At 71.1% G+C, this 22,930-nt stretch carries 20 protein-coding genes; 13 read left to right on the top strand and 7 right to left on the bottom strand.

The genetic code is table 11. The annotated features are described in order from the left end of the window. The first annotated feature begins 98 nt into the window (after positions 1 to 98). Both ABMQ42_RS04810 and hpf read left to right on the top strand, forming a co-directional pair. Positions 99 to 740 carry a ComF family protein gene (locus ABMQ42_RS04810; RefSeq protein WP_349721719.1) on the top strand — a complete coding sequence of 214 codons (642 nt, stop codon included), beginning with the start codon at positions 99 to 101 and terminating at the stop codon, positions 738 to 740. Between the two features lie 280 nt (positions 741 to 1,020). Further along, positions 1,021 to 1,686, top strand: coding sequence for a ribosome hibernation-promoting factor, HPF/YfiA family (gene hpf, locus ABMQ42_RS04805; RefSeq protein ID WP_349721718.1), 666 nt, complete (start codon positions 1,021 to 1,023; stop codon positions 1,684 to 1,686). 184 nt (positions 1,687 to 1,870) lie between these two features. Here the strand turns inward: hpf and ABMQ42_RS04800 are convergent, their stop codons facing one another. Beyond that, the gene (locus ABMQ42_RS04800; protein ID WP_349721717.1) at positions 1,871 to 2,194 is read right to left on the bottom strand and encodes a DUF2249 domain-containing protein; all 324 of its coding nucleotides are present in this window, start codon (positions 2,192 to 2,194) and stop codon (positions 1,871 to 1,873) included. A 73-nt stretch (positions 2,195 to 2,267) separates the two neighbouring features. Here ABMQ42_RS04800 and ABMQ42_RS04795 point away from each other — a divergent pair, with 73 nt between their 5' ends. Genes ABMQ42_RS04795 through ABMQ42_RS04785 form a run of 3 tightly spaced genes read left to right on the top strand, consistent with a single transcriptional unit; the run spans position 2,268 to position 6,963 of the window. Then, the gene (locus ABMQ42_RS04795) at positions 2,268 to 3,038 is read left to right on the top strand and encodes a helix-turn-helix transcriptional regulator (protein WP_349721716.1); all 771 of its coding nucleotides are present in this window, start codon (positions 2,268 to 2,270) and stop codon (positions 3,036 to 3,038) included. Further along, positions 3,035 to 4,267, top strand: a complete 1,233-nt coding sequence (locus tag ABMQ42_RS04790) for a DUF8744 domain-containing protein (protein WP_349721715.1) — start codon at positions 3,035 to 3,037, stop codon at positions 4,265 to 4,267. The genes ABMQ42_RS04795 and ABMQ42_RS04790 overlap by 4 nt, the downstream gene beginning before the upstream one ends. Then, positions 4,264 to 6,963, top strand: a complete 2,700-nt coding sequence (locus ABMQ42_RS04785; RefSeq protein WP_349721714.1) for a multicopper oxidase domain-containing protein — start codon at positions 4,264 to 4,266, stop codon at positions 6,961 to 6,963. Before ABMQ42_RS04790 ends, ABMQ42_RS04785 begins: the two co-directional genes overlap by 4 nt. Before the next feature lie 254 nt (positions 6,964 to 7,217). Here ABMQ42_RS04785 and ABMQ42_RS04780 read toward each other — a convergent pair whose 3' ends face one another. The 4 genes from ABMQ42_RS04780 to ABMQ42_RS04765 form a co-directional block, all read right to left on the bottom strand. Further along, positions 7,218 to 8,021 (bottom strand): MerR family transcriptional regulator, encoded by an 804-nt coding sequence (locus ABMQ42_RS04780; protein WP_349721713.1) that lies wholly within the window; start codon positions 8,019 to 8,021, stop codon positions 7,218 to 7,220. A gap of 128 nt (positions 8,022 to 8,149) precedes the next feature. After that, positions 8,150 to 10,942: an ABC transporter permease gene (locus tag ABMQ42_RS04775; RefSeq protein WP_349721712.1), complete on the bottom strand. Its 2,793-nt coding sequence runs from the start codon at positions 10,940 to 10,942 to the stop codon at positions 8,150 to 8,152. Continuing rightward, a complete protein-coding gene (locus ABMQ42_RS04770; RefSeq protein WP_349721711.1) occupies positions 10,939 to 11,658 on the bottom strand; it encodes an ABC transporter ATP-binding protein in 720 nt (239 codons plus the stop codon). The genes ABMQ42_RS04775 and ABMQ42_RS04770 overlap by 4 nt, the downstream gene beginning before the upstream one ends. Further along, positions 11,655 to 12,290 carry a PadR family transcriptional regulator gene (locus tag ABMQ42_RS04765; RefSeq protein WP_349721710.1) on the bottom strand — a complete coding sequence of 212 codons (636 nt, stop codon included), beginning with the start codon at positions 12,288 to 12,290 and terminating at the stop codon, positions 11,655 to 11,657. The genes ABMQ42_RS04770 and ABMQ42_RS04765 overlap by 4 nt, the downstream gene beginning before the upstream one ends. A 131-nt stretch (positions 12,291 to 12,421) precedes the next feature. Here ABMQ42_RS04765 and ABMQ42_RS04760 point away from each other — a divergent pair, with 131 nt between their 5' ends. From ABMQ42_RS04760 to ABMQ42_RS04745, 4 genes are all read left to right on the top strand, one after another. Continuing rightward, complete coding sequence (locus ABMQ42_RS04760) at positions 12,422 to 12,553, top strand: PIN domain-containing protein (protein ID WP_349721709.1); 132 nt, start codon at positions 12,422 to 12,424, stop codon at positions 12,551 to 12,553. Positions 12,554 to 12,585: 32 nt separating this feature from the next. Then, complete coding sequence (locus ABMQ42_RS04755) at positions 12,586 to 13,248, top strand: hypothetical protein (protein WP_349721708.1); 663 nt, start codon at positions 12,586 to 12,588, stop codon at positions 13,246 to 13,248. A gap of 207 nt (positions 13,249 to 13,455) precedes the next feature. Next, positions 13,456 to 16,284, top strand: a complete 2,829-nt coding sequence (gene secA / locus ABMQ42_RS04750; RefSeq protein ID WP_349721707.1) for a preprotein translocase subunit SecA — start codon at positions 13,456 to 13,458, stop codon at positions 16,282 to 16,284. Positions 16,285 to 16,621: 337 nt separating this feature from the next. Further along, positions 16,622 to 17,845, top strand: a complete 1,224-nt coding sequence (locus ABMQ42_RS04745) for a pyridoxal phosphate-dependent aminotransferase (RefSeq protein ID WP_349721706.1) — start codon at positions 16,622 to 16,624, stop codon at positions 17,843 to 17,845. A gap of 1 nt (position 17,846) precedes the next feature. Here the strand turns inward: ABMQ42_RS04745 and ABMQ42_RS04740 are convergent, their stop codons facing one another. Further along, complete coding sequence (locus ABMQ42_RS04740; protein WP_349721705.1) at positions 17,847 to 18,245, bottom strand: Rv3235 family protein; 399 nt, start codon at positions 18,243 to 18,245, stop codon at positions 17,847 to 17,849. A gap of 187 nt (positions 18,246 to 18,432) precedes the next feature. Here ABMQ42_RS04740 and ABMQ42_RS04735 point away from each other — a divergent pair, with 187 nt between their 5' ends. Further along, positions 18,433 to 19,029 carry a hypothetical protein gene (locus ABMQ42_RS04735; RefSeq protein WP_349721704.1) on the top strand — a complete coding sequence of 199 codons (597 nt, stop codon included), beginning with the start codon at positions 18,433 to 18,435 and terminating at the stop codon, positions 19,027 to 19,029. 88 nt (positions 19,030 to 19,117) lie between these two features. On the opposite strand, the gene ABMQ42_RS04730 is transcribed toward ABMQ42_RS04735, so the two are convergent. Beyond that, positions 19,118 to 19,399, bottom strand: coding sequence for a helix-turn-helix domain-containing protein (locus tag ABMQ42_RS04730; RefSeq protein WP_349721703.1), 282 nt, complete (start codon positions 19,397 to 19,399; stop codon positions 19,118 to 19,120). Positions 19,400 to 19,496: 97 nt separating this feature from the next. Between ABMQ42_RS04730 and ABMQ42_RS04725 the strand changes: the two genes are divergently transcribed. Genes ABMQ42_RS04725 through ABMQ42_RS04715 form a run of 3 tightly spaced genes read left to right on the top strand, consistent with a single transcriptional unit; the run spans position 19,497 to position 22,903 of the window. Further along, entirely contained in the window at positions 19,497 to 20,150 is a 654-nt protein-coding gene (locus tag ABMQ42_RS04725) for an SAF domain-containing protein (protein WP_349721702.1), read from the top strand. Next, positions 20,150 to 21,400: a CpaE/TadZ family protein gene (locus ABMQ42_RS04720; protein WP_349721701.1), complete on the top strand. Its 1,251-nt coding sequence runs from the start codon at positions 20,150 to 20,152 to the stop codon at positions 21,398 to 21,400. Before ABMQ42_RS04725 ends, ABMQ42_RS04720 begins: the two co-directional genes overlap by 1 nt. Positions 21,401 to 21,409: 9 nt before the next feature. Continuing rightward, complete coding sequence (locus ABMQ42_RS04715) at positions 21,410 to 22,903, top strand: sensor histidine kinase (protein WP_349721700.1); 1,494 nt, start codon at positions 21,410 to 21,412, stop codon at positions 22,901 to 22,903. Positions 22,904 to 22,930 lie beyond the last annotated feature (27 nt).

Genomic DNA, 22,930 nt, shown 5'->3' with positions numbered 1-22,930 from the left:
GGCGGGCACGGTGGGCGCGGTTCCTCCCCAGGCTGCCGTTCTCCACAGATTGCGCACCGGGCCGTCACCGGTGCGGTCGCGGAGGCCACGATCGAGGCGTGGGAGAGGTGTGGATGCCGGTGCGCGCCGCCTGCGCGCAGGCCCTGGCCCTCGCGTTCCCGGTCGCGTGCGCGGGGTGCGGGGTGCTCGACGTGGCGCTGTGCGACGCGTGTCGCGCGATGCTGCGGCCGCAGGTCACGACGCGCGCGCTCGCCGACGGGCTCGTGGTGCGCAGCGGGCTGCCGTTCGATGGCGTGCCCGCGCGGGTGCTGCGCGCGCTCAAGGAGGAGGGGCGCACCTCGCTGGCGCGGGCACTCGGACCGGCGCTGGCGGCCGCGCTGGGTGACGGGCGCGGCGTGGTCGTGCCGGTGCCGACCTCGCGCGCGGCGATGCGCCGCCGCGGGTACCGCGTCGCCGAGCTGCTGGCACGGCGGGCCGGGGCGCGTCCGCTGCGGGCGCTGCGGGTCGTGCGCACGACGGCCGATCAGCGGGGGCTGTCGCGCACGGCCCGCACCGACAACGTCACCGGAAGCCTCCGGGCGACGCGGCGACTCGACGGGCTCGAGGTCATCGTGGTCGACGACGTGGTCACGACGGGGGCGACCCTGGTCGAAGCGGCTCGCGCCCTGCGCGCGGCGGGTGCGCAGGTGCGCGCGGCCGCGACGGTGGCGGCGACGCCGCGGCGGTTTCCTGAGTGGTGACGCGGGGTGCTCTCCGGAGGGGTGACGCGGGGGTGCTTTCGGAGGAGCGATGCGGCGGCCACGTCGAGGGATGACGCCGCGGTGATCGCCGAGGACGCGGCGGCGATCTCGGAGGCGGCGGGTCGCGGCATCCACCCCGCATTTGCGGCTCTGGGCGAACGCCGACATTTCTCACGACGATCGGAGGGTGACACCCGAGGGTCAGCGGACTAGGTTGGGGAGTCAACAAGGCGACTCAGGTCCGCCCTTGGCCGGGGGGACCGGAACAAGGAGGTCAGGGATGGAAACCAGCATCGTCGGCGTGGGCGTGAGCGTCTCCGATCGGTTCCGCGGCGTGGTGGGTGAGAAGGCCACCCGCATCGAGAACCTGGCACCGCGCGCGCAACAGATGGACGTGAAGGTCACTCACCGCGCGTACCACAACGGGCGCATGGAAGACTCGACGGTCGAGCTCACTCTGAGCGGCAAGGGCCTGCCCGTCGTGCGGGCAGAGGCCGTGGACGGAGACAAGTTCACCGCCCTCGACCTCGCGGTCGACAAGCTCACCGAGCAGGTGCGCCGCGCGAAGGAGAAGCGCGTGGATGCGCGCCGCCGCCCGCGCGGGGCCGTGCTCGACAAGGGCACCGGGGCGCTGTCGGGCGTCGATCTGCAACCGGCGTCGGCCGATGTGCTGCGCGCCGTCGCGACCGGTGAGATCCCCCTGATCACGGGGGAGGAGACCGAGGAGGACTACACGCCCGTCGTGATCCGCACCAAGCGGTTCGAGCCGGAGTGGATGACGGTCGAAGACGCCGTCGACCGCATGGAGCTGGTCGGGCACGACTTCTTCCTGTTCATCGATGCACGTACCGATCACCCGAGCGTGGTCTACCGCCGCAAGGGCTGGGACTACGGCGTGATCTCGCTGACCACGGCGGCTCCACCGTCGGCAGAGCTGGCTTCCTAGCAGCAACGGGGCGTCCCTTCGGGGGCGCCCCTTCTGCGTGCGCGCTTCCGGGGGTGAAGCGCTGTGCGCGGGAGCGAACGGGACGCGCGGCACAGAGCAAAAGGGCCCGCCCGGTGGACAGGTCACCGGGCGGGTCTTCGGACGCGCGGGCGGCTCGGAAGGGGGTCGCCGCCCGCGCGAGCTCTCACGCCGCGTTGCGGATCAGGATGCGCCAGCGCTCGGGACCCTGGTCGAGGTAGCTCGTGCTGAAGCGGTCCTCATAGCGCGCCTCGAGCTGTGCCAGCAACGGCAGCGGGTTGTGCGACGCCGAGATGATCAGGCCCGCGCCCGGCTTCAGCGCCTCGACGGCGCCGAAGATCGCCTGGTGGCGGATCGCGTGCGGAATCGTCTGCACGTCGAACTCGGGCAGATCTTCGTCGACCTCGCCGCACGTGCACTCCGTGGCGTGGTCGTGCACGGCCGCCTCGGCGGCATCCTCTCGGGTCCGGTGGATCTCGATGTTCGACATGACGTCTCCCGTCTGCTCGGCAATTCGCGAGGGCGTTCGCGAAGTTCGCGCCAAGTTTATTACACTTGATTCCGTGGAAAATCGTCGTGAGGGAGATCGGCCGGCACGGGATGCCGCGACCGCCCGCGCCTCGGTCATCGACGGGCCCGCGCGGCGGCGTCTGTCGGCGTCGGGGCGGCGTCACTCCGAGACGCGAGAGATGGTGCTGCGCATGATCGAGGCGCAGAGCGCCCCGGTGTCGACGGCGGCGCTGTCGACGGCGACCGGGCTGCACGAGAACACCGTGCGCGGTCACCTCGATCAGCTGTACGTCGACGGCTACATCGGGCGGCAGCGCGAGCCCGCATCGGGTCGCGGCCGCCCCGCGTGGCTGTGGACCGCGGCGCGCCCCGACTCGGAGAACCCCTACGCCGCTCTCGCCGGTGTGCTGGCCGATTCGCTCGCACAGGCCGGCGGCGATCCCGTCGGACGCGCGCGCGAGGCCGGCCGTCGCTGGGGGGAGGAGATTGCCGCGCGGCGCGCGGCCGCCGCGCAGACGCCCGAGGCCCCGGCACCAGCACGGAGTGAGGGGCACCGAGACGAAGCGTCCGCACCCTCCGCCCGGCAGACCGTCATCGACGTCATGCGCGAGCAGGGCTTCGCGCCCGACGACCGCGGCGACGACGTGATGCTGTGCCGGTGCCCGCTCATCGAGGCGGCGACGAAGCATCCCACCATCATCTGCGCCGTCCACCAGGGCATGATCGACGGCGTGCTCGCGTCGACGGGGGACCGGGCCGAGACGCGGCTCATCCCGTTCAGCGCCCCCGGCCGCTGCACGCTGCAGCTGCGGGTCGTGCGATGAGCGCCCGCCGTCGCCGCGGACCCTCGTGGCGCCTGATCTGGATTCTGCCCGCGGGGCTCTCGCTGCTGGCGGGACTCGACGCCGCGCTGCTGCTGCTGGGCGTGGCCGCGCCGGTGAGCGCGGCACGACTGCCCGACGTGCACGGCATGCTCATGGTGCTCGGCTTCGTCGGCACCTTGATCGCCCTCGAGCGCGCCACGGCCCTGGCGAAGTGGTACGGGTTCATCGCGCCAGGGCTGCTGGGGCTGGGCGGCATCGCGCTGCTGGCCGACCCGGTGCCGCTCGTGGTCGCGAAGGTGCTGCTGGTCGCGGGCACCGCCGCGTTCACGCTGATCTACATTCCGCTGTGGCGGCGCCAGTACGATGCGCCGCTGCTGGTGCAGCTGCTCGGTGCGGGGCTGGGCTGCGCGGGCGCGGTGATCTGGCTCACGCAGAACACGATGGACCACGTGCTGCCCTGGCTCATCGGATTCGTCGTGCTCACGATCGCCGCCGAGCGCGTCGAGCTGGCCCGCATCACGATGGGGCCGAACGCCGGCAACCGGCTGCTCGTGCACGCGTGGACCATCGCGATCGCGCTGATCGTCGGCGTCGTCTTCCCCGACGCGGGGGCGATCCTGCTCGGGCTGGCGCTGCTGGCCATGGTGGCGTGGCTCATCGTGCACGACATCGCGCGGCGCACCATTCGCGCGAAGGGCGCCGCGCGCTACATGGCCGCGTGCATCCTGTCGGGCTACGTCTGGCTGGCCATCGCCGGAATCGCCCTGCTCTTCGGCTACCCCGACGCGCAGCCGGCGTACGACGCGATCGTGCACGCCGTCTTCCTCGGCTACACGATCTCGATGATCATGGCGCACGCCACGACGATCCTGCCCGCGGTGCTGCACATCGACCTGCCGTATCGCGCCGCGTTCTGGGTGCCGGCCGCGCTCCTGCAGCTGAGCCTCGTCGTGCGCCTGTGGATCGGCGACGGCCTCGCCCAGCCCATCGGCTGGCAGGTCGGCGGCGTCATCGGGGTGATCGCCCTGCTCCTTTTCGTTGTCACGGCCGTCACGAGTGCGATCCTCGGCCCGCCGAAGAAGAATGAGAAGAAGCGGGATGCCGCGCCCGCCCGGGCCGCGGCGGCCGCGCGCAGCGAGCGCGGGCGAGACGCGGCATCCACCACAGATCCCTCCCGCGTGCCGACGACGTCGCGCCCCGCCGCCGACACTCCCGAAGGACAGGAATGAGCTCGCCGAAGCCTCCCGTCGCGCCCAAGAATCCCGATGACAAGGCGCCGAACCGCGGGTTCTGGGCGCTGCGCGACATCCCGACTCTTCTCTGGCTGATCCTCGTCGTCGTGGCGGTGATCACCCACCGCTGGCTGCCGGAACCGCGCTGGCTGATGATCCACCTGCTGCTGCTGGGTGGGGTCACCCACGCGATCATGGTGTGGAGCCAGTACTTCTCGCACGCGCTGCTGAGCTCGTCGCCGACGATCGCCGGTCGCCGGCTGCAGAGCTGGCGGCTGGCGCTGACCAACGGCGGCGCGGTGCTCGTGATCGCCGGCGTCCTCTCGACGATCTGGCCGATCACGCTGGTGGGCGCGGCATCCCTCATCGCCGGCGTCATCTGGCACGGGGCGAGCCTGTACGCACGCTCGCGCAAGAGCCTGCCGGGTCGGTTCGGCAAGACGATCCGCTACTACATCACGTCGGCGGCCATCCTGCCGATCGGCGCGGCGCTGGGCGCGTGGCTCGCGCACGACGACTCGGCGGCGAACCTCGTGCTCTCGCACGCGATCCTGAACGTGCTCGGATGGATCGGCCTGACCGTGGCGGGCACGCTCGTGACGCTGTGGCCGACGATCCTGCGCACGCGTGCCGACGAGCATGCCGCCGTCGGGGCGGCCCGCGCGTTGCCGGTGCTCGCGACCGCGGTCATCGTGGCCGCGGCGGGTGCGGCCGCCGAGCTGCTGCCGGCCTTGGTCATCGGGCTGCTCGGCTACGTCGTGGGACTGTCGATCATCGGGGTGTCGCTGTGGCGCGCCGCCCGTCAGGCCCCGCCGCGCAGCTACTCGGCCCTGTCGATCGGCATGGGCGTGCTGTGGTGGATCGGCTGCGTCCTCTGGCTCATCGTCGCGACGGCTGTCGCGTTCCACTCCGGTGCGGGCTTCGAAGCGGTGCAGGATGCCGTGGACCAGATCGTCCCGTTCCTGGCCGCCGGCTTCGCCGCCCAGGTGCTGCTGGGCGCGCTCAGCTACCTCATCCCCGTGGTGCTGGGCGGCGGCCCCACCCCGGTGCGCATCGGCACGGCGGTGTTCGACCGCGGCGGGGCGCTGCGCATCGCCGTCGCCAACGCCGGACTCGTCGTGTGCGCGCTGCCCGTGTCGAGTCTCATGCGGGTCGTGGCATCCATCCTCTCCTTCGTCGCCATGGCGTCGTTCCTCGTGCTCATGCTGCTCGGCATGCGCGCGCAGGGCCGTGCCAAGAAGTCGGGCGAGGGCCTGGCCGCCACCAAGGCCGGCATGGCGTCGGGCGACCGCCCGCACGGACCGATCACACCCGAGGGCGACAAGCCGCACCGTGCCGGGCAGGCGGTGGCGGGGCTGCTCGCGGTGGTGCTGGCCGTCGCGGTGACCGCGGCGCTCGACCCCGTCTCACTCGGCTGGGGCTCGACGGCGGGCGCGGGAGATGCGAACGCGCCGGTCAAGGTCGTGCAGGTGCAGGCGACGAGCTACAAGTACACGCCGAACACGATCGAGGTGCCCGCGGGCACCCGGCTGAAGATCGAGCTGACGAACGTCGACACGTCGATGGTGCACGACCTCGTGTTCTCCAACGGCGTCGCCGGCCACCGCCTGTCGCCGGGCGAGAGCGAGACCATCGACGTGGGCGTCATCACCGCCGACCTCGACGGCTGGTGCTCGATCATCGGACACAAGCAGCTGGGCATGACCATGACCGTGACGGTGACGGGTGCCGCGGCGTCCACCGCCTCACCGTCGCCGACGGCGACCGACGACATGGGTGATATGGGCGACATGGACATGGGGTCGACCTCGGGGATCGACCTGTCGGCGTCGCCCGGCGCGGGCTTCGAGCCATACAACGCGAAGCTTCCCGCGCTCGAGCAGTCGTCGGGCCCGGTCACGCGGAAGGTGACCATGACCGTCACCGACAAGAAGGTCGAGGTCGCGCCCGGCGTCACGCAGACGCTGTGGGTCTACAACGGCACAGCCCCCGGGCCCGTGCTGCACGGCCGGGTCGGCGACACGTTCGTGGTGACGCTGGTCAACGACGGCGACATGGGGCACTCCATCGACTTCCATGCGGGTTCGCTCGCGCCGGATGAGCCGATGCGCACCATCGCGCCGGGGGAGAGCCTGACGTACACGTTCACGGCGACCCGCTCGGGCATCTGGATGTACCACTGCTCGACGATGCCCATGACCGCGCATATCGCGAACGGCATGTACGGCGCCGTGGTCATCGAGCCGAAGGATCTGCCGGCGGTCGACGAGTCGTACGTGCTCGTGCAGGGGGAGTACTACCTGGGTTCGCATGACGGCGGGTCGGTCGACACCGACAAGATCGCGGCCGACGAGCCCGACCTCGTGGTGTTCAACGGCTATGCGAACCAGTACGACCATGCGCCGCTCACGGCCAAGGTCGGCGAGCGCGTGCGCGTCTGGGTGCTGGATGCCGGGCCGAACCGGTCGACCAGCTTCCACATCGTGGGCGGACAGTTCGACACCGTGTGGAGCGAGGGTCGATACCTCATCGACCGGGCGAAAGACACGGGGTCACAGGCGCTGGGCCTGATGCCTGCGCAGGGCGGGTTCGTGGAGCTGACATTCCCCGAGGCCGGCCACTACCCGTTCGTGTCGCACTTCATGATCGACGCCGAACGCGGCGCCCACGGCATCTTCGAGGTGACGAAGTAGGGGCGGGATGCCGCGGGCCGCGGCCGTGCCGCGGGCCGAACACAGGTCCCTGAGCGAGCGCAGCGAGAGCGCCGGGACCGCGGCATCCCGCCCCCTCCTCGCCTCGGGCGAGGGGATCTGCCGGAGCGAGGGCCGATTCCGCCGAAACGGCCCTCGCTCCGTCCATTCCCCTCGCCTGAGGCGAGGGTGCTGAACTCTGCCGCGCAGCCCCCCGCGCCCCGCGCCCCGCGACCCCCGCGGCCCCCGCGACCCACTCAGGCAGACGCCACGGGCTGCTGCAGCTCGGTGACCCAGTCGCGCTGATCGGCGGACTCTGACCGCAGGTACACCTCGCGGCATGACCCGGACGGCACAGAACCGCGGGTGAGGATCTCTTCGTGCAGCGCCATCCAACTGTCTGCGATACCGTCCATCGATCCGAGGTGCACGGCGCAGACGGCGGATGCCTCGGCCGGCAGCTCGATGATCTCGACGCCCTCGACGGGATCGCCCGTGTAGGCGAAACCCGCGACGATGTGCGTGCCGTCTTCGCGCACCTCATACGTGGCGATCGGAGTGTCCAACGCTGCGCCGGTGGGTGCTATGGCATCGGCGACCGCGTCGAAGAGCGGCCCGATGATCGCGGCGATCGACGGCTGATCCGGGGCGACGCCCCGCCGTGCGGCGAGGCGCACGGCGGGAAGGGTCTTCGCGATGGCTTCGATACGGGACATGTGATTCTCCTCAGTGATAAGACGGAGCCTCCGCTCGACGTCGACGAGTCTCGCGGCCGCGATCCGGTGCTCGCGCTCGACCTCGTCGCGGCGCGCGTGCAGCAGCTCGGTGAGCCTGGCCACATCGACGCCCTCTTCGAGGATCGAAGCCACGTCGTCCAACCCGAACCCGAGCTGGCGCAACGCCACGATCCGGTGCAGCCTCGCGAGCTGCGACGGATCGTACGAGCGGTAGCCGGTGAACTCGTCCACGTGGGCGGGCACGAGCAGACCCTCGGTGTCCCAATGCCGCAGCATGCGGTGGGACACCTGGCCGATCTGTGCGAACGCTCCAATGGACAACATGTATCCGTTCTCCCGCCTTCCACAGTGTCAGAGTCAAGTATCCGGCGGGCGTTCGCGCGGCGCTCACGCGATGGCCGTGCCGTCGTTCGGTCGGGCCCCGACCGGAGCCCGACCGGGGCCCGGACGCCTTACGCGATCGCCGTCCGGCGGGTGAGGTCGGGTGCACGGGGCGGGATGAGCCAGGATGCCGCGGCCATCACCAGCGGCAGACCGAACGCCGTGATCGCGAGCCATAGCCACGGCGTGGCGTCGAATGAGTAGAGGCCGTCTGATGCCTTGGCCAGTGCCCACGCCGACATCGTGCCCGCGACGGTGCCCACGACGGTGCCGATTCCGACCACGACCACCGCCTGCCAGGCCCCGATGCTGCGGCGGATGCGTCCGGACGCGCCCACCGCGGCCAGCGTCGCGTCGTCGGGGCGTCGCTCGAAGCGCGCGAGCCCGAGGCACACCGATCCTGCACCGAACACGAGCACCATGGCCGCGGCGACGATCAGCCAGAGCACCGGGTCGAACGAGGCGGGCCCCTTCTCGGCCTGCACGTTGAGCGTGCCGTCGGTGCCGACGCGGGTGTTCGCGGCGGCTGCCGTGATCTGGTCGACCACCGTCGTCGACGGGATCTTCGGATAGAGCGCATAGAGCGTCTGCGGCTGCAGCGTCATGCCCAGGTGCTGGGCGGTCGCCGTCGAGATCACCACCACGGTGCTCGCCTGCGGGTACTGCAGCGACACGCGCATCAGCGGGATCGAGGTGGTGCTGACGGGCTTCGGAAGGGATGCCGCGGGCGGCTGCGCTTCCGAGTACGCCTTCTCACGGAACTCGGTGAGCGCGCCGGCCTTCCACCGGAAGACGTTCAGCGTCGAGGCCCCGTCGAAGCCACCCCACCGCGCCACCGACAAGGCGGTGCCGTCTCGGAACGCGTCGCGCGCGGTGGCGGGCACGGCGCCCAGGACCGTCTCGAGATCGTCGGGGGCGAGCACCGTGACCAGAACCCCCGAGTCGTATGCGGTCACCGGGTCGTCGGTGTGCGCGGTCGGGGCGGCGAGCGTCCAGTCCGGTGCATTCGGGTCGATCGGGTCACCGTTGTCATCCGTCACCGGCTGCGCGGTCGTCCACGCGGTGGCGGTCGCGGTCGCGCCGGTGCCGGCGACGGCATTCTGCGCGGCATCCACGTATTCGTCGGGATGTGTGGCCACGTCGGTGCCCCACATGCCCACGGCCACGGTGCCCGGGTGTCCCTCCCACGCGTAGTTCTCGACTGTCTGCTTCGCCGTCATGCCGACCACTGAGATCGAGAACGCGGCGACGAACACGCACGCGGCGATCACGGCGAACGCCGGTACGACGCGTGAGGGGTTGGCTGCGGCATCCCGCGCCGCGACACGGGCCGCGAGCCCCCACCGCGACAGCACCTTCGACACCTGCGCGAGGGTGAAGTGTCCGGCGACGATGAGCCCGATCTGGAAGAGCAGCGGCCCGAGGATCGCCGCGATGATCAGTGCCGCATGGAGCTGCCCGGTGGGGTCGACGTCCGTCATGCGGTTGAGCGCGGCGGTGCCGAGGGCGCCGCCGATGGATGCGACCAGTCCCAGCGCCATGATCAGCAGCGCCCACAGCGGGCGACGGACGCTGAGCGTGACCGGTCGGCGCGAGCCGCGGAGAGCGGCAAGCGGGTCGCCGTGCGTCGCCGCACGCGCGGGGGCGATGGCCGAGATCGTGCCGACGAGCACCGCGAACACCACGACGCCGACGATGATGAGCCACGGGATGTCGTAGCTCCAGTGCCCCCAGAACGATCCGGCCACGCCGCGGTCTGTGACGGCGAGCAACGCGAAGGCGAGCCCAATGCCGATGACCGACCCGATCACGCCGCCGACAGCACCCAGCACGGAGCCTTGCAGCAGCACGATGCGGAACACGTCGGAGCGCGATGCCCCCACGCTCACCGCCATCGCCAGCGAGCGCTGTTGGCGCCGCGCAGCCACGGCGAACGCGGCCCCCGCCAGCAGCACCACGAGGTACCCGCCGAATGCGGCGGCGATGATCACGATGGTCGTGCCCACCCAGAACCACGAGCTGTCGGTGCCGTTGACCACGGTCGCACCCGCGGGCGGGTTCACGGCGAGGTCGTGGGCGAGCGCCACGTAGCCTTCGTGGTTGAGCTTCTGCAGCTGTGCATAGTCGGGCTGCCAGTTCGGAACGAACCATCCCTGGGCGCCGCCCTGGACGAGGTTCGAGGCCGCCGCCGGAAGGAAGATCACGTCGTCGGCCGGTTCGCGATCGCGCTCGCGCAGGGTCCCTGTGATCGTGAACGACCGACCCGAATCGGTGAGCGTCACCTGGTCGCCGATCGATGCGCCGAGGCGGTCCAGCAGGCCGGGGCTGACCATGGCCTGCGCGTCGGACGTGGGCGCTGTGCCGTCGAGCAGCACGTAGCGGCCGGTGAGTACCGGGTCCCACGCGGGGCCGGTCACCGCCTCGACCTGGCCGATGCCGCCTTTCGTGTCGACCGAGACGCTGGCGTACTCGGTGATCTCGATCGTGCGTGTGCCGGCGGGCACGGCCCCGGCGACGTCGGTGGGTGCCGGCCCCTCCTCATGGACCGGAGCGCCGTTGTCATCGGTGTCGACATCGGTCCAGCTCGCGTTGTCGACGGCCTGCACGCGGCTCGGGTCCGAGCCCCCGGCGATGCCGATCCACGACTGCGCCTGCCCGAGGGCGAGCTCGGTCCGCTGGGCCGGTGTGCTCATGTGGCTGTCGGCGAAGACGACGCCGCCGGCCAGGGCGAGCACCGGCAGCGCGACGAGCGCGACCACGAGTGCGCTCGAGCCCTTGGTGCGGCGTACCTGCCGCCCCGCGAGGCGCAGATCGGCCCGCCAGCGCGCCCATGCGCTGGGGCGGCGCGACTGTTCGCCGCTCATGCGCCCACCTCTGCCAGCGCCTCGACGCCGTCGCGGCGCGTCTCGTCGACGATGCGCCCGTCGCGCAGGAAGACGATGCGGTCGGCCCACGCCGCATGGCGCGGCTCGTGGGTGACGAGGAGGGCGCCGGCGCCGGCATCCACCCGCGTGCGCAGCACCTTCAGGACGAGCTCGCCGGTGACCGAGTCGAGCGCGCCGGTCGGCTCGTCGGCCAGGATCAGCCGCCGCCCGCCCACCACGGCGCGAGCGATGGCGACGCGCTGCTGCTGGCCGCCCGACAGGTCGTCGGGATAGGCGTCGAACTTGTCGTCGAGACCCACCGAGGTGAGGGCATCCCGACCCGCACGGCGCGCCGCTCGGGTCCCGATGCCGTCCAGCTCGAGCGGCAGCGTGACGTTCTCGAGAGAGGTGAGGGTCGGGATGAGGTTGAAGTCCTGGAACACGAAGCCCAGGGAGCGCCGCCGCAGCAGCGCCAGCTCGCGTGGCGACGCGGTGGAGAGGTGGCGTCCTTCGACGATGACCTCGCCGGTGGTGGGATGCTGCAGCCCGCCCGCGATCGACAGCAGCGTCGACTTGCCCGAACCCGACGCGCCCATGATCGCGACCAGCTCGCCGCGCGCGACCTCGAGGTCGACTCCCGACAGGGCCGAGACGCTCGTCTCGCCGACGCCGTACTGCTGGCTCACGCCCACCATCCGCAGGATCGCCTCGCTCATCGGACCGCCTCCGTCTTCTGGGTGTTGTCGCTCTTGTCTGCGGTGGCGCTCGCCGTCGGCCGCCCGCGCTTGGGCCTCTCGGTCGACAGCTCGAGTTCCATCGCGTGGTGCGGGCGCATCGCGAGCCGCTGCTCGGTGTGATCGAGCCAGCGCACCTCGGCCTCGGCCGCGAAGATCATCGAGTCGACGACGAGCGACCAGGCCAGCTCTTCGGGCCCCTCGGGGTCGGCGCCGGCGTACTTGGCGCGGTTGAGCTCCTGCAGCTGCGCGAGCGAGGCCTTGCGCTGCGTCTGGATGACCTCGGCCACGTCCACGCCCGGCAGGGTCGCCGCCAGCGACAGCTTGATCGCCAGCTCGTCGCGGGTGCCCTGCCCGCGCTCGACGGGGGAGCCCAGCCACGAGCGGACCTCGGCCCGGCCGGCATCCGTGATCTCGAAGAACACGTGGCCCTGCTCGTCCGTCTCGCCCTTGGCGACCAGGCCGTCGCGCTCGAGGCGCTCGAGGGTGTTGTAGATCTGGCCGACGTTCAGCGGCCAGGTCGACCCGGTACGGCGGTCGAACTCATGGCGCAGCTGGTATCCGTAGCAGGCGCCCTGATCCAGGATCGCCAGCAGACTCTGCTTGACCGACATTGCGGTGCCTCTCGTAGGTGTTTTCCGAGTATGTAGTTGCCGAGTATATACATACCGGGAAATCTGAGGGAAGAACTTTTCACGCGGGCGTGTCGCGGGCTGTGGATAACTCGCTCGCGGTGTCGGCGGGCGTGGCTAGCGTTGACCCACCGCGCACCTTCATCGCGGCCACGGCGCTGCACCACAACCTCACCGTCGTCACGCGCAACCTCACAGACTTCGCGTCGCTGGGGGTGCGGGTCTTCGACCCGTGGAGCGGCTGATGGCACCGCCGCGCCCCGATAGCGTGTGGGTCATGGATGCCACGTCTCCGACGCCGCACATCGCACGAATGGTCCGCCCGACCTGGGTGTGGGGCGGCATCTGCCTGGCGGCCAGCGCCGTTCCCGGGCTGCTGTGGCAGGCCATCGCACCGCTGGGCGTCACCGCTGTGGTCGCATTCGTCGCCGATGCGCTGTGGTGCGCCGCGCTCGTCCTTTTCGCGATCGGCCGCGACAGCGTCGTCGCACGGCGGATCGGCTGCACCATCGTGTTGTGCGCGCTGGCGGGGTGGCCGTTGCTCGTGCGCGTCGTGGCGCCGATGATCCCGCTGCTGAACGCCCCCGTCGACCGCGACAACGAGGACGCGAAGGCCATCGTCTGGATCAGCCTGCAGCTGGTGCCCGTGGTGTTGGCGGTCATCGCGGTCGTGCTGGTGTGGAGAGCAGCCGCCATCCCGCGCATCTACCGCTTCATGCCGTTGATCGCGCTGGTGCTCTGCGTGGTGCCGCCGCTCGGTCAGTATGCCGCCGGCGGGATCCTGCTGTCGATGGACACGAGCGCCCTTTTCGCCTACGGCGCTCTCATGCTGGTGTGCCGCACCGTCGCCCTGATCGGCCTGGGCGTCGTCGCGATCGTCGCCGGCCTGCAGCCGCGCGCCACGGCGCCGGTGCCCGTGTACTCGTCGTCGGGGGACTGAGCGCCGCCCGGCGCCGCGGCCCGCGGCATCCCGCACGCCGCCCGTCCGCCGACCCGCGGCATCCGCCACCCCACCCCGATGGGCCGGCCCGCGGCATCCATCCGCCCTTCTGCCAGCACCCTCAAAGGTCACCGATGGATAACATAAGTGGGTGTGCCCGGGTTCGACCCCGCGTACCCGCACAGACCCGATAGATGGAGATCCTCCGTGGCCAATGCTTTCGAGAAACTTCTTCGCGCCGGTGAGGGCCGCGTTCTGCGGCGACTTCAGCAGGTCGTGAAGGCCGTGAACGCGCTCGAAGACGAGTACACCGCGCTCACGGACGATGAGCTGCGCGACGAAACCGCCCAGTTCCGCGAGCGGTACGCGAAGGGCGAGACGCTCGACAAGCTCATGCCCGAGGCCTTCGCCGCCGTCCGCGAGGCAGCCAAGCGCACGCTGGGGCAGCGTCCCTACGACGTGCAGCTCATGGGCGGCGCGGCCCTGCACCTGGGCAACATCGCCGAGATGAAAACCGGTGAGGGCAAGACGCTGGTCGCCACCCTTCCCGCCTACCTCAACGCGATCGCCGGTGAGGGCGTGCACGTCATCACCGTCAACGACTTCCTCGCCTCGTACCAGTCCGAGCTGATGGGCCGTGTCTTCCGCGCCCTCGGCATGACGACCGGCACGATCATCTCGGGCCAGACCCCCGATGTGCGCCGCGAGCAGTACAACGCCGACATCACCTACGGCACGAACAACGAGTTCGGATTCGACTACCTGCGCGACAACATGGCGTGGCAGAAGTCCGACCTCGTGCAGCGCGGCCACTTCTACGCCATCGTCGACGAGGTCGACTCGATCCTCATCGATGAGGCCCGTACCCCGCTCATCATCTCGGGACCGTCGTCGGGCGAGGCGAACCGCTGGTTCGCCGAGTTCGCCAAGGTCGCCAAGACCCTCGAGGCCGGCGTCGACTACGAGGTCGACGAGAAGAAGCGCACGGTCGGCGTGCTCGAACCCGGCATCGAGAAGGTCGAGGACTACCTCGGCATCGAGAACCTCTATGAGTCGGCCAACACGCCGCTCATCTCGTTCCTGAACAACTCGATCAAGGCCGTCGCCCTGTTCAAGCGCGACACCGACTACGTCGTCATGAACGACGAGGTCATGATCGTCGACGAGCACACCGGTCGCATCCTGGTGGGGCGCCGCTACAACGAGGGCATCCACCAGGCGATCGAGGCGAAGGAGAACGTGCCGGTCAAGGCCGAGAACCAGACCCTGGCCACCGTCACGCTGCAGAACTACTTCCGCCTGTACGAGAAGCTCTCGGGCATGACCGGTACCGCCGAGACCGAGGCGGCCGAATTCATGTCGACGTACAAGCTGGGCGTCGTGCCGATCCCGACGAACAAGCCGATGATCCGCAAGGACAAGTCCGACCTCGTCTACAAGAACGAGCAGGCCAAGTTCATCCAGGTCGTCGAAGACATCGCCGAGCGCCACGAGAAGGGCCAGCCGGTGCTGGTCGGCACGATCAGCGTCGAGAAGAGCGAGTACCTCTCGCGGATGCTCGCCAAGAAGGGCATCAAGCACGAGGTCCTGAACGCGAAGAACCACGCGCGCGAGGCCGAGATCGTCGCGCGCGCCGGGCGCCTGGGCGGTGTCACCGTCGCCACGAACATGGCCGGTCGCGGTACCGACATCATGCTCGGCGGCAACGCCGAGTTCCTCGCCGTGCAGGAGATGAAGTCGCGCGGGCTCGACCCGGAGGAGACCCCGGAAGAGTACGAGGCCGCGTGGGACGAGGTCTACGAGGCCATGAAGGCGAAGGTGGATGCCGAAGCCGAGGACGTCGTGAAAGCTGGCGGCCTCTACGTCCTGGGTACGGAGCGCCACGAGTCCCGCCGCATCGACAACCAGCTGCGCGGCCGCTCGGGCCGTCAGGGCGACCCCGGCGAGAGCCGCTTCTATCTCTCGCTGACCGACGACCTCATGCGCCTGTTCCAGTCGGGCGCCGCCGAGGCGATCCTCGCGCGCACGAACTTCCCCGACGACGTCGCCATCGAGTCGAAGATGGTCACCCGCGCGATCCGCAGCGCGCAGTCGCAGGTCGAGGCGCGCAACGCCGAGATCCGCAAGAACGTCCTGAAGTACGACGACGTCCTGAACCGCCAGCGCGAGGCCATCTACGCCGACCGCCGGCAGATGCTCGAGGGCGACGACATCGAAGACCGCGTGCAGCACTTCATCGAGGACACGCTCAACGAGATCATCGACGAGCACACCTCGGTGGGCCACACCGAGAGCTGGGACTTCGATGCGCTGTGGACCGAGCTGAAGACGCTCTACCCGGTCAGCGTCACGATCGACGAGGTCGTCGCCGAGGCCGGCAACAGGGGACGGATCACCCCCGAGGTGCTCACGCGCGAGATCCTCTCCGACGCGAAGATCGCCTACGAGAAGCGCGAGGAGAAGCTCGGCGAGCCCGCGATGCGCGAACTCGAGCGCCGCGTCGTGCTGCAGGTGCTCGACCGCCGCTGGCGCGACCACCTCTACGAGATGGACTACCTGAAGGACGGCATCGGCCTGCGCGCCATGGCGCAGCGCGACCCGCTCGTCGAGTATCAGCGCGAGGGCTTCCAGATGTTCCAGACCATGATGGGGCAGATCAAGGAAGAGTCGGTCGGCTACCTCTACAACCTCGAGGTCGAGGTGCGCGCCCAGGCCGAGGGCGAGCTCGACGTCGAGGCGAAGGGCCTGGTCGCGCCCGCGCAGGACGCCCAGCGGCTCGAGTACTCGGCCTCGAACGAGGGCGGCGAGGTCGAGGTGCGCAACGACCGCGGTCAGGTGCAGCAGGCCGCGACCAGCCGCGTGCGCCAGGCGGCCGCCGCGGCGCAGGCCGCGCAGGCGCAGGCGGCGCCCGCGCCCGAGCAGCCCGCCGCGCGCGGGGCGTTCGGCCAGCCGACCTCGGCGCCGCAGCAGCAGGGCGGCAATGACGCGGCACCGCAGAACCGCGCCGAGCGTCGCGCCGCGCAGAAGCGCAAGTGAGCTACGGGGGCCGCTGCGCGCGGCCTCCGACGAAGGGCCGGCCTCTCGTATGATCGCGGGGGTCGGCCCTTCGCTTCGTCGGTGGCGTCATCGTGCGGGCGCCGGCCCGCGGCATCCACCCCACTCCCGGTCAGCAGTCGATAAGTGCAACCCGCGGTTGTGCCAAGCCGCCGAAGCCGACTGCTGAACAGGAGGAGCTCTTGTTCAGCAGTCGCTATCTGCCGGCGAGGCGGTCTGGCGGCTGCAGAAGGCGACTGCTGAACATCGGCGGGAAGGGGGCGGATGCCGCAGCCCGCGCGTGGCGGAGGAGCACGGCGCGCGGGGCTATCCTGAACGGATGAGTCTCCGCCCTCTCGACCAGTCGAACAAGCTCAAGGACGTCCTTTACGAGATCCGCGGAGCAGCCCTCGCCGAGGCAGGGCGACTGGAGGCCGACGGGCACAAGATCCTGAAGCTCAACACCGGCAACCCGGCGATCTTCGGCTTCGATGCGCCGTACCAGATCGTGCGCGACATGATCGAGGCCGTGCCGTACGCGCACGGCTACAGCGACAGCCGCGGCATCATGTCCGCACGGCGTGCGGTGGTCTCGCGCTACGAGGAGATCCCCGACTTCCCGAAGTTCGACCCCGACGATGTGTTCCTGGGCAACGGCGTGTCCGAGCTCATCACGATGACCATGCAGGCGCTGCTCGACGCCGGCGATGAGGTGCTCATCCCGTCGCCGGACTACCCGCTGTGGACGGCCATGACGAGCCTCGCGGGTGGCACCCCGGTGCACTACCGGTGCGACCCCGAGGGGGACTGGCAGCCCGACCTCGAAGACATCCGCAGCAGGATCACCGAGCACACCAAGGCGATCGTCGTCATCAACCCGAACAACCCCACGGGCTCGGTCTACACGCGCGAGACGCTGCAGGGCATCGTCGACATCGCCCGTGAGCACTCGCTTCTGCTGCTGGCCGACGAGATCTACGACCGGATCCTCTACGACGGGGCCCAGCACATCAACCTCGCCACGCTCGCGCCCGACCTGCTGTGCCTCACGTTCAACGGCCTGTCGAAGACGTATCGGGTGGCGGGCTACCGCAGCGGCTGGGTCGTCATCACCGGGCCCAAGCAGCACGCCAGCGGCTTCCTCGAGGGGATCAACCTCCTGGCATCCACGCGTCTGTGCCCGAACGTGCCCGCGCAGCACGCCGTGCAGGCGGCGCTCTCGGGCGTGCAGTCGATCGACGCCCTGATCGGGCCCACCGGGCGCCTGCACGAGCAGCGCGATGTGGCCTGGGAGGGGCTCGAGGCCATCCCCGGCGTCACCTGCTATCGGCCGCAGGGTGCGCTGTACGCCTTTCCGCGGCTCGATCCGAACGTGTACGAGATCCGCGACGACGAGAAGCTGATCTACGACCTCCTCGTCGCCGAGCACGTGCTGGTCGTGCAGGGCACCGGCTTCAACTGGCCGACGCCCGACCACTTCCGCATCGTGACGCTGCCCGAGTCGCGGGTGCTCGCCGATGCGGTGGAGCGCATCGGCAACTTCCTCGCCTCCTACAGGCCGTAGGTCACAGCAGCGCGACGGACGACGCGCGCCACCGGTGGTCGAGGCCTTCGAGCCGGATCGCCACGGCGCGCGTGCGCGCGGGGCCGCCGACGACCACGACCGCCTCGACCGCATCGGGGGCGGGGGCCGTGACGTGCACGGAGCAGATGGCGTGCACGGGACGGGTGGCGGTCACCCCGCGCGCGCTGCGGGCGCGGGTGCCGAGGGCGGCGCGGGTCGCGAGAGAGCGGAAGGCGTCTTCGGTCATCCATCGCGCGAGCTGGTTGACGTCGCGGACGCCGGCGAGCACCTCGAGCACGCCCTGGGTGAGGTTGCGCAGCAGCGGCTCGGGATCGGGCAGGTCGTCGGCGCTCGTGCGTTCGGCGGCTCCCGGGTCGAGGTCGCGTGTGTACCGCGCCATGGACCGGACCGCCGAATGCATCGCCATCGACCACTGCCTCTCGTCGTCGCCGGCCCCCACGGCCGGCGGATGATGTCAGGTCTTCCGCGCACCAGTAGAGCACACAGCGAACTCCCAGGGTGATGAGAACCCTCTCACTTGTGGATAACTTCCCGGCCCAGCAGCCGCGATCGCATACTCTCTCAGCGTGCGGTGGGACAGGTTCTTCGAAGACCTCGAGGGTCAGCTCGACTCCGAATGGGAGGCCGAGCGCGCCGCTCTCGACTCGGAGGCCGAGCGGCTGCGCATCTCGCGGCTGAGCATGCGCGAGCGGCTGCAGGTGCTGGCCGCCGACGCCGGCACGGCGCTGACCGTGGACCTCGCCGACGGGGCCGTGCTCACCGGCACGCTCACGGCCGTCGGCGCCGACTGGGCGGGGCTGCAGGCCTCCGACGGGCGCACGACCGTTCTCGCGCTGGACGCCGTCGCCGGGATCGGGATGCCGGAGGCCGAGCTGCTGCGCAGCGCCCGCGCCGACGCGCCCGGCCCGCGGCGCCTGGCCGAGCGCATGACACTGGGGTTCGTGCTGCGCAGCCTGGCGCGGCGCCGTGCCCCGGTGACGCTCCACCTGCGCGTCGGACGGACGCTGGTCGGCACGATCGACCGCGCGCTGGCCGACCACCTCGACGTCGCACTGCACGACGCCGAGGCCCCGCGCCGCAGCGGGGCGATCCAGGGCGTGCGCATGGTGCCGCTGTCGGCGCTGGCGTGGGTGCGCATCGAGGCGCGTGACGTCGGGCTGTGAGGCACACGCACACTGCAGGCGCAGCGCCCGGCCCGGCCCGCTACGCACACGCGGGCGGCGCCCGCAGGGGCCGTGCCCGCGCAGCGGGTCAGTCCGGGCGGTGCACGGTGCCCGTGCCCCACAGCTCGGGGAAGCTCGCGGCGTTCGACTGACGCCACAGCGCCATCCGGCGCGTCTGCTCGGTCTGCTCGTCGAGGTACGCGGTGACGCTGTCTTCGGCGATGCGCCAGCGGGGCGGCGTGCCGACGCGCACGCCGCGCAGCTGTCCCTCGAGCGCGAGGGCGATGACCTCGTCGACGGACAGGCCGAGGGCCTCCGCGACCTCGGCGGGGGTCACGAAGCGCTCCGGGGCAGGGGGCGTATCGGGCATGCGTCAATTATCGTGGCGAACGGCTCGCGTGCACCCTCCGGATCATGCCTGTGGATAACTTTCGACGTCGTTCGCGCGTCTGCGGCACGATGAAGACATGACTGCCGTCGAAGACCGTGTCGCTGCGCCGCCGACCCCGACCCCGGTGCGTCCGCGCCGGCGCGGGTTCTGGACCGACCTCCGGTTCTTCCTCGGGGTGGTGCTCATCGTGGCCTCGATCGCCGGCGTGTGGGCGGTGGTCGCCCTGTCGCGGCAGACCGCGCCGGTCTACGCCGCGGCGCACACGATCGTGCCCGGCCAGGCGGTGACCGCGGCCGACGTGACCGTCGTCGACGTGTCGCTGGGGCGCTCCGGCGATGCGTACCTGGCACCCGGCGCCGCGCTCGACGGCGTGGTCGCGACGCGCACGATCGGCACGGGTGAGCTGGTCCCGGCCGCGGCGACCGTGCCGGCGGCGCAGTCCGAGACGACGACCGTCGTCGTGCACAGCAGCGTCACGGTGCCCAGCGGTGTGGCCGCGGGGAGCGCGGTCGACCTGTGGTCGGCGGCGCCCGCCGAGAACGGAGGGTTCGCGACCCCGAGCGTGCTCGTGCCGAGTGCCACGGTCGTGTCGGTGACCCACGACGACTCCATGATCGGCGGCGGTGCCGACGCGGTCGAGCTCGTGATCCCGCGCGCCGACGTCGCGGCGGCGCTCGCCGCCATCGCCGCCGATGCCGAGCTCTCGGTCGTTCCGGCAGGAGGGCACTGATGCCGACCGTCGTCGTGGCGGCATCCCGTGCCGCGCAGCTGGCCGACGACCTCATCCGCGCCGGAGTGTCGGTGCGCGCCGCCGTCGCGCCCGAGCACGTGCTCGCCGGCGCGGCGCAGGGGCTGCTGGCGGGCGTCGACGCGCTCGTGCTCGAGGCCGGCGCGCACACACTGACGGCCGAACTCGTGCAGGCGTGCGACGGCTTCGGCGTGCGCATCGTTCCGCTGTGCGCCGGCGACGACGCCCGGCGCGCGGCGGCGTTCGGGCTGGCGCCCGCGCTGCCCGCCGACGCCGACGCCTGGGCGATCGCCGAGATCCTGACGGCTCCCGCGGCGGCGCCTTCGCCCGCCGTGCCCGCGCAGCGCGGCCAGGTCATCACGGTGTGGGGTGCGCACGGCGCGCCCGGACGCTCGACCCTCGCGATCGAGATCGCGTCGGAGCTCAGCCGTGGGGGGCGAAGGGTGGCCCTCGTCGACGCCGACACCCACGCCCCCTCGCTCGCGCTGCTGCTCGGACTGGCCGACGAGGGCCCGGGGTTCGCCGTCGCCTGCCGGCAGGCCGAGCGCGGCACCCTCGACCCGGCCGAGCTCGACCGCATCTGCACGGCGGTGCCGGTGCGCGACGGCGCGATGTCGGTGCTGCCGGGCATCAACCGGCCGGCGCGGTGGCCCGAGCTCAGCGAGCGCCGGGTGTCCGCCGCGCTGGAGGCGTGCCGCGACTGGGCCGAATACACGGTGGTGGATGCCGCGGCCGCCCTCGAGAGCGACGAGGAGATCGTCAGCGACCTGACCGACGGGCCCCGGCGCAACGCCGCGACGCTCGCCGCGCTGCGGGCCGCCGACCGCATCGTCGCCGTGCTCTCGGCCGACCCCGTGGGCGTCGCGCGATTCCTGCGCGGCCATAGCGAACTGCGCGCGGTCGTGGGCGCCGCGCCCATCTCGGTCGTGGCCAACAAGGTGCGCCCGGGGGCGCTGGGCATCGACGCACGCGGACAGATCCGCCGCACGCTCGAGCGGTTCGCCGGCATCCGCGACGTGTGGTTCGTGCCGCACGACACCCGCGGGGTGGATGCCGCGCTGCTCGCCGCCCGGCCGATGGCCGACATCGCGCCGAAGAGCGCGCTGCCGCTGGCCGTGCGCCGGTTCGCGGCCGACGCGATCGCTCCGCCGCGGGAGCTCACTCGTGCGGAGCAGCGCAAGATGAAGACACGTCCGCGGGTGCGCGTCGCCGAGGGGGTCGCGGCACCGTAGGCTGAATCCGTGTCGACGCTCACAGATCTCGTCTACGCCCAGGGCCTGTCCAACGAGGCCGACGTGGAATGGCTGCACCGCCTGGCCGGCGACGGCCAGCTGCTCGCCGACCTCGCCTCCGCAGACATCGTCATGTGGGTGCCGACGGCCGACGCGCAGTTCACCGCCGTCGCGCACACCCGGCCGGGGGGAGCGGCCACGCTCTTCTACCGCGACATCGTCGGCGAGCGGGTGCGTCCGCAGTGGCGTGCGCAGGTGAAGTCGGCGTTCACGAGCGGCCAGATCGTCGATTCGGCCTCGCCCGACTGGTTCGAGGAGACGCCGACCCGCGTGCGCGCGGTGCCGATCGTGCGCGAGCCTCCGCGGGCCGGTGAGCAGCCCAAGGTCATCGGCGTGCTCACGCGGCACACAAACCTGAGCGAGGCACGCACCCCGTCACGGCAGCAGATCACGTTCAACGAGTGCGCCGACGACCTGTTCGGCATGATCGCCTGCGGCGACTTCCCCGATCTGTCGGCACCGACCGGCCCCCGTCGCGGCGCGCCGCGTGCGGCCGACGGCCTCATCCGTCTCGACGTCGACGGCATGGCGACGTTCGCGAGCCCGAACGCCCTCTCGGCGTTCAACCGGCTCGGGTTCGACGACGAGCTCGAGGGCGAGTCGCTCGTGAAGGTGGTCACCGACATCCTTCCCGAGAAGCGACAGTTCGACGAGTCGCTGCCGCTCGTGCTGACCGGCCGTGCGCCCTGGCGCACCGACGTCGACGCACGCGGCGTGACCATCTCGCTGCGCACGATTCCGCTGCGCGATCACGGCACGCGCATCGGCGCCATCGTGCTGTGCCGCGACGTCACCGAGATGCGGCATCAGGAGCAGGAGCTCATCACCAAGGACGCGACGATCCGCGAGATCCACCACCGGGTGAAGAACAACCTGCAGACGGTGGCGTCGCTGCTGCGCATCCAGGCGCGTCGTACGCACTCCGACGAGGCGCGCGACGCGCTCACCCAGGCCATGCGCCGGGTGTCGGCGATCGCGGTGGTGCACGACACCCTGGCGCAGGGGCTCGCCCAGAACGTCGACTTCGACGACGTCTTCCAGCGCGTGCTCAAGCTCGTCGCCGAGGTGGCCGCCGGCGCCGGAACACAGGCGAAGACCCACACCACCGGCCGCTTCGGGACCCTGCCCAGTGAATATGCGACGCCACTGGCGCTCGCGCTGACCGAGCTGGTCACGAACGCCGTCGAGCACGGCCTCGCCGGCAAGGAGGGCGACGTCGAGATCAGCGCCGAGCGCACCGAGGAGAAGCTCGAGGTGCGGGTGCGCGACACGGGCGTCGGGCTGCCGGAGGGGCAGGTCGGTCAGGGTCTGGGCACGCAGATCGTGCGCACGCTCATCCAGGGTGAGCTGAGCGGCTCGATCGACTGGCACACGCTGAACGGCGAGGGCACCGAGGTCACGATCGACATCCCGCTGCGCTATCTCGAACGCGACGTCGTCTGACGCATGACGAAGCGCCGGCACCCTCGG

Source organism: Microbacterium sp. KR10-403 (genome assembly GCF_040196215.1).
In the GTDB taxonomy this organism is placed as follows: Bacteria; Actinomycetota; Actinomycetes; order Actinomycetales; family Microbacteriaceae; genus Microbacterium.
The sequence above is the reverse complement of the archived record's forward strand: the minus strand, read 5'-3'. Positions and strand labels throughout refer to the sequence as shown.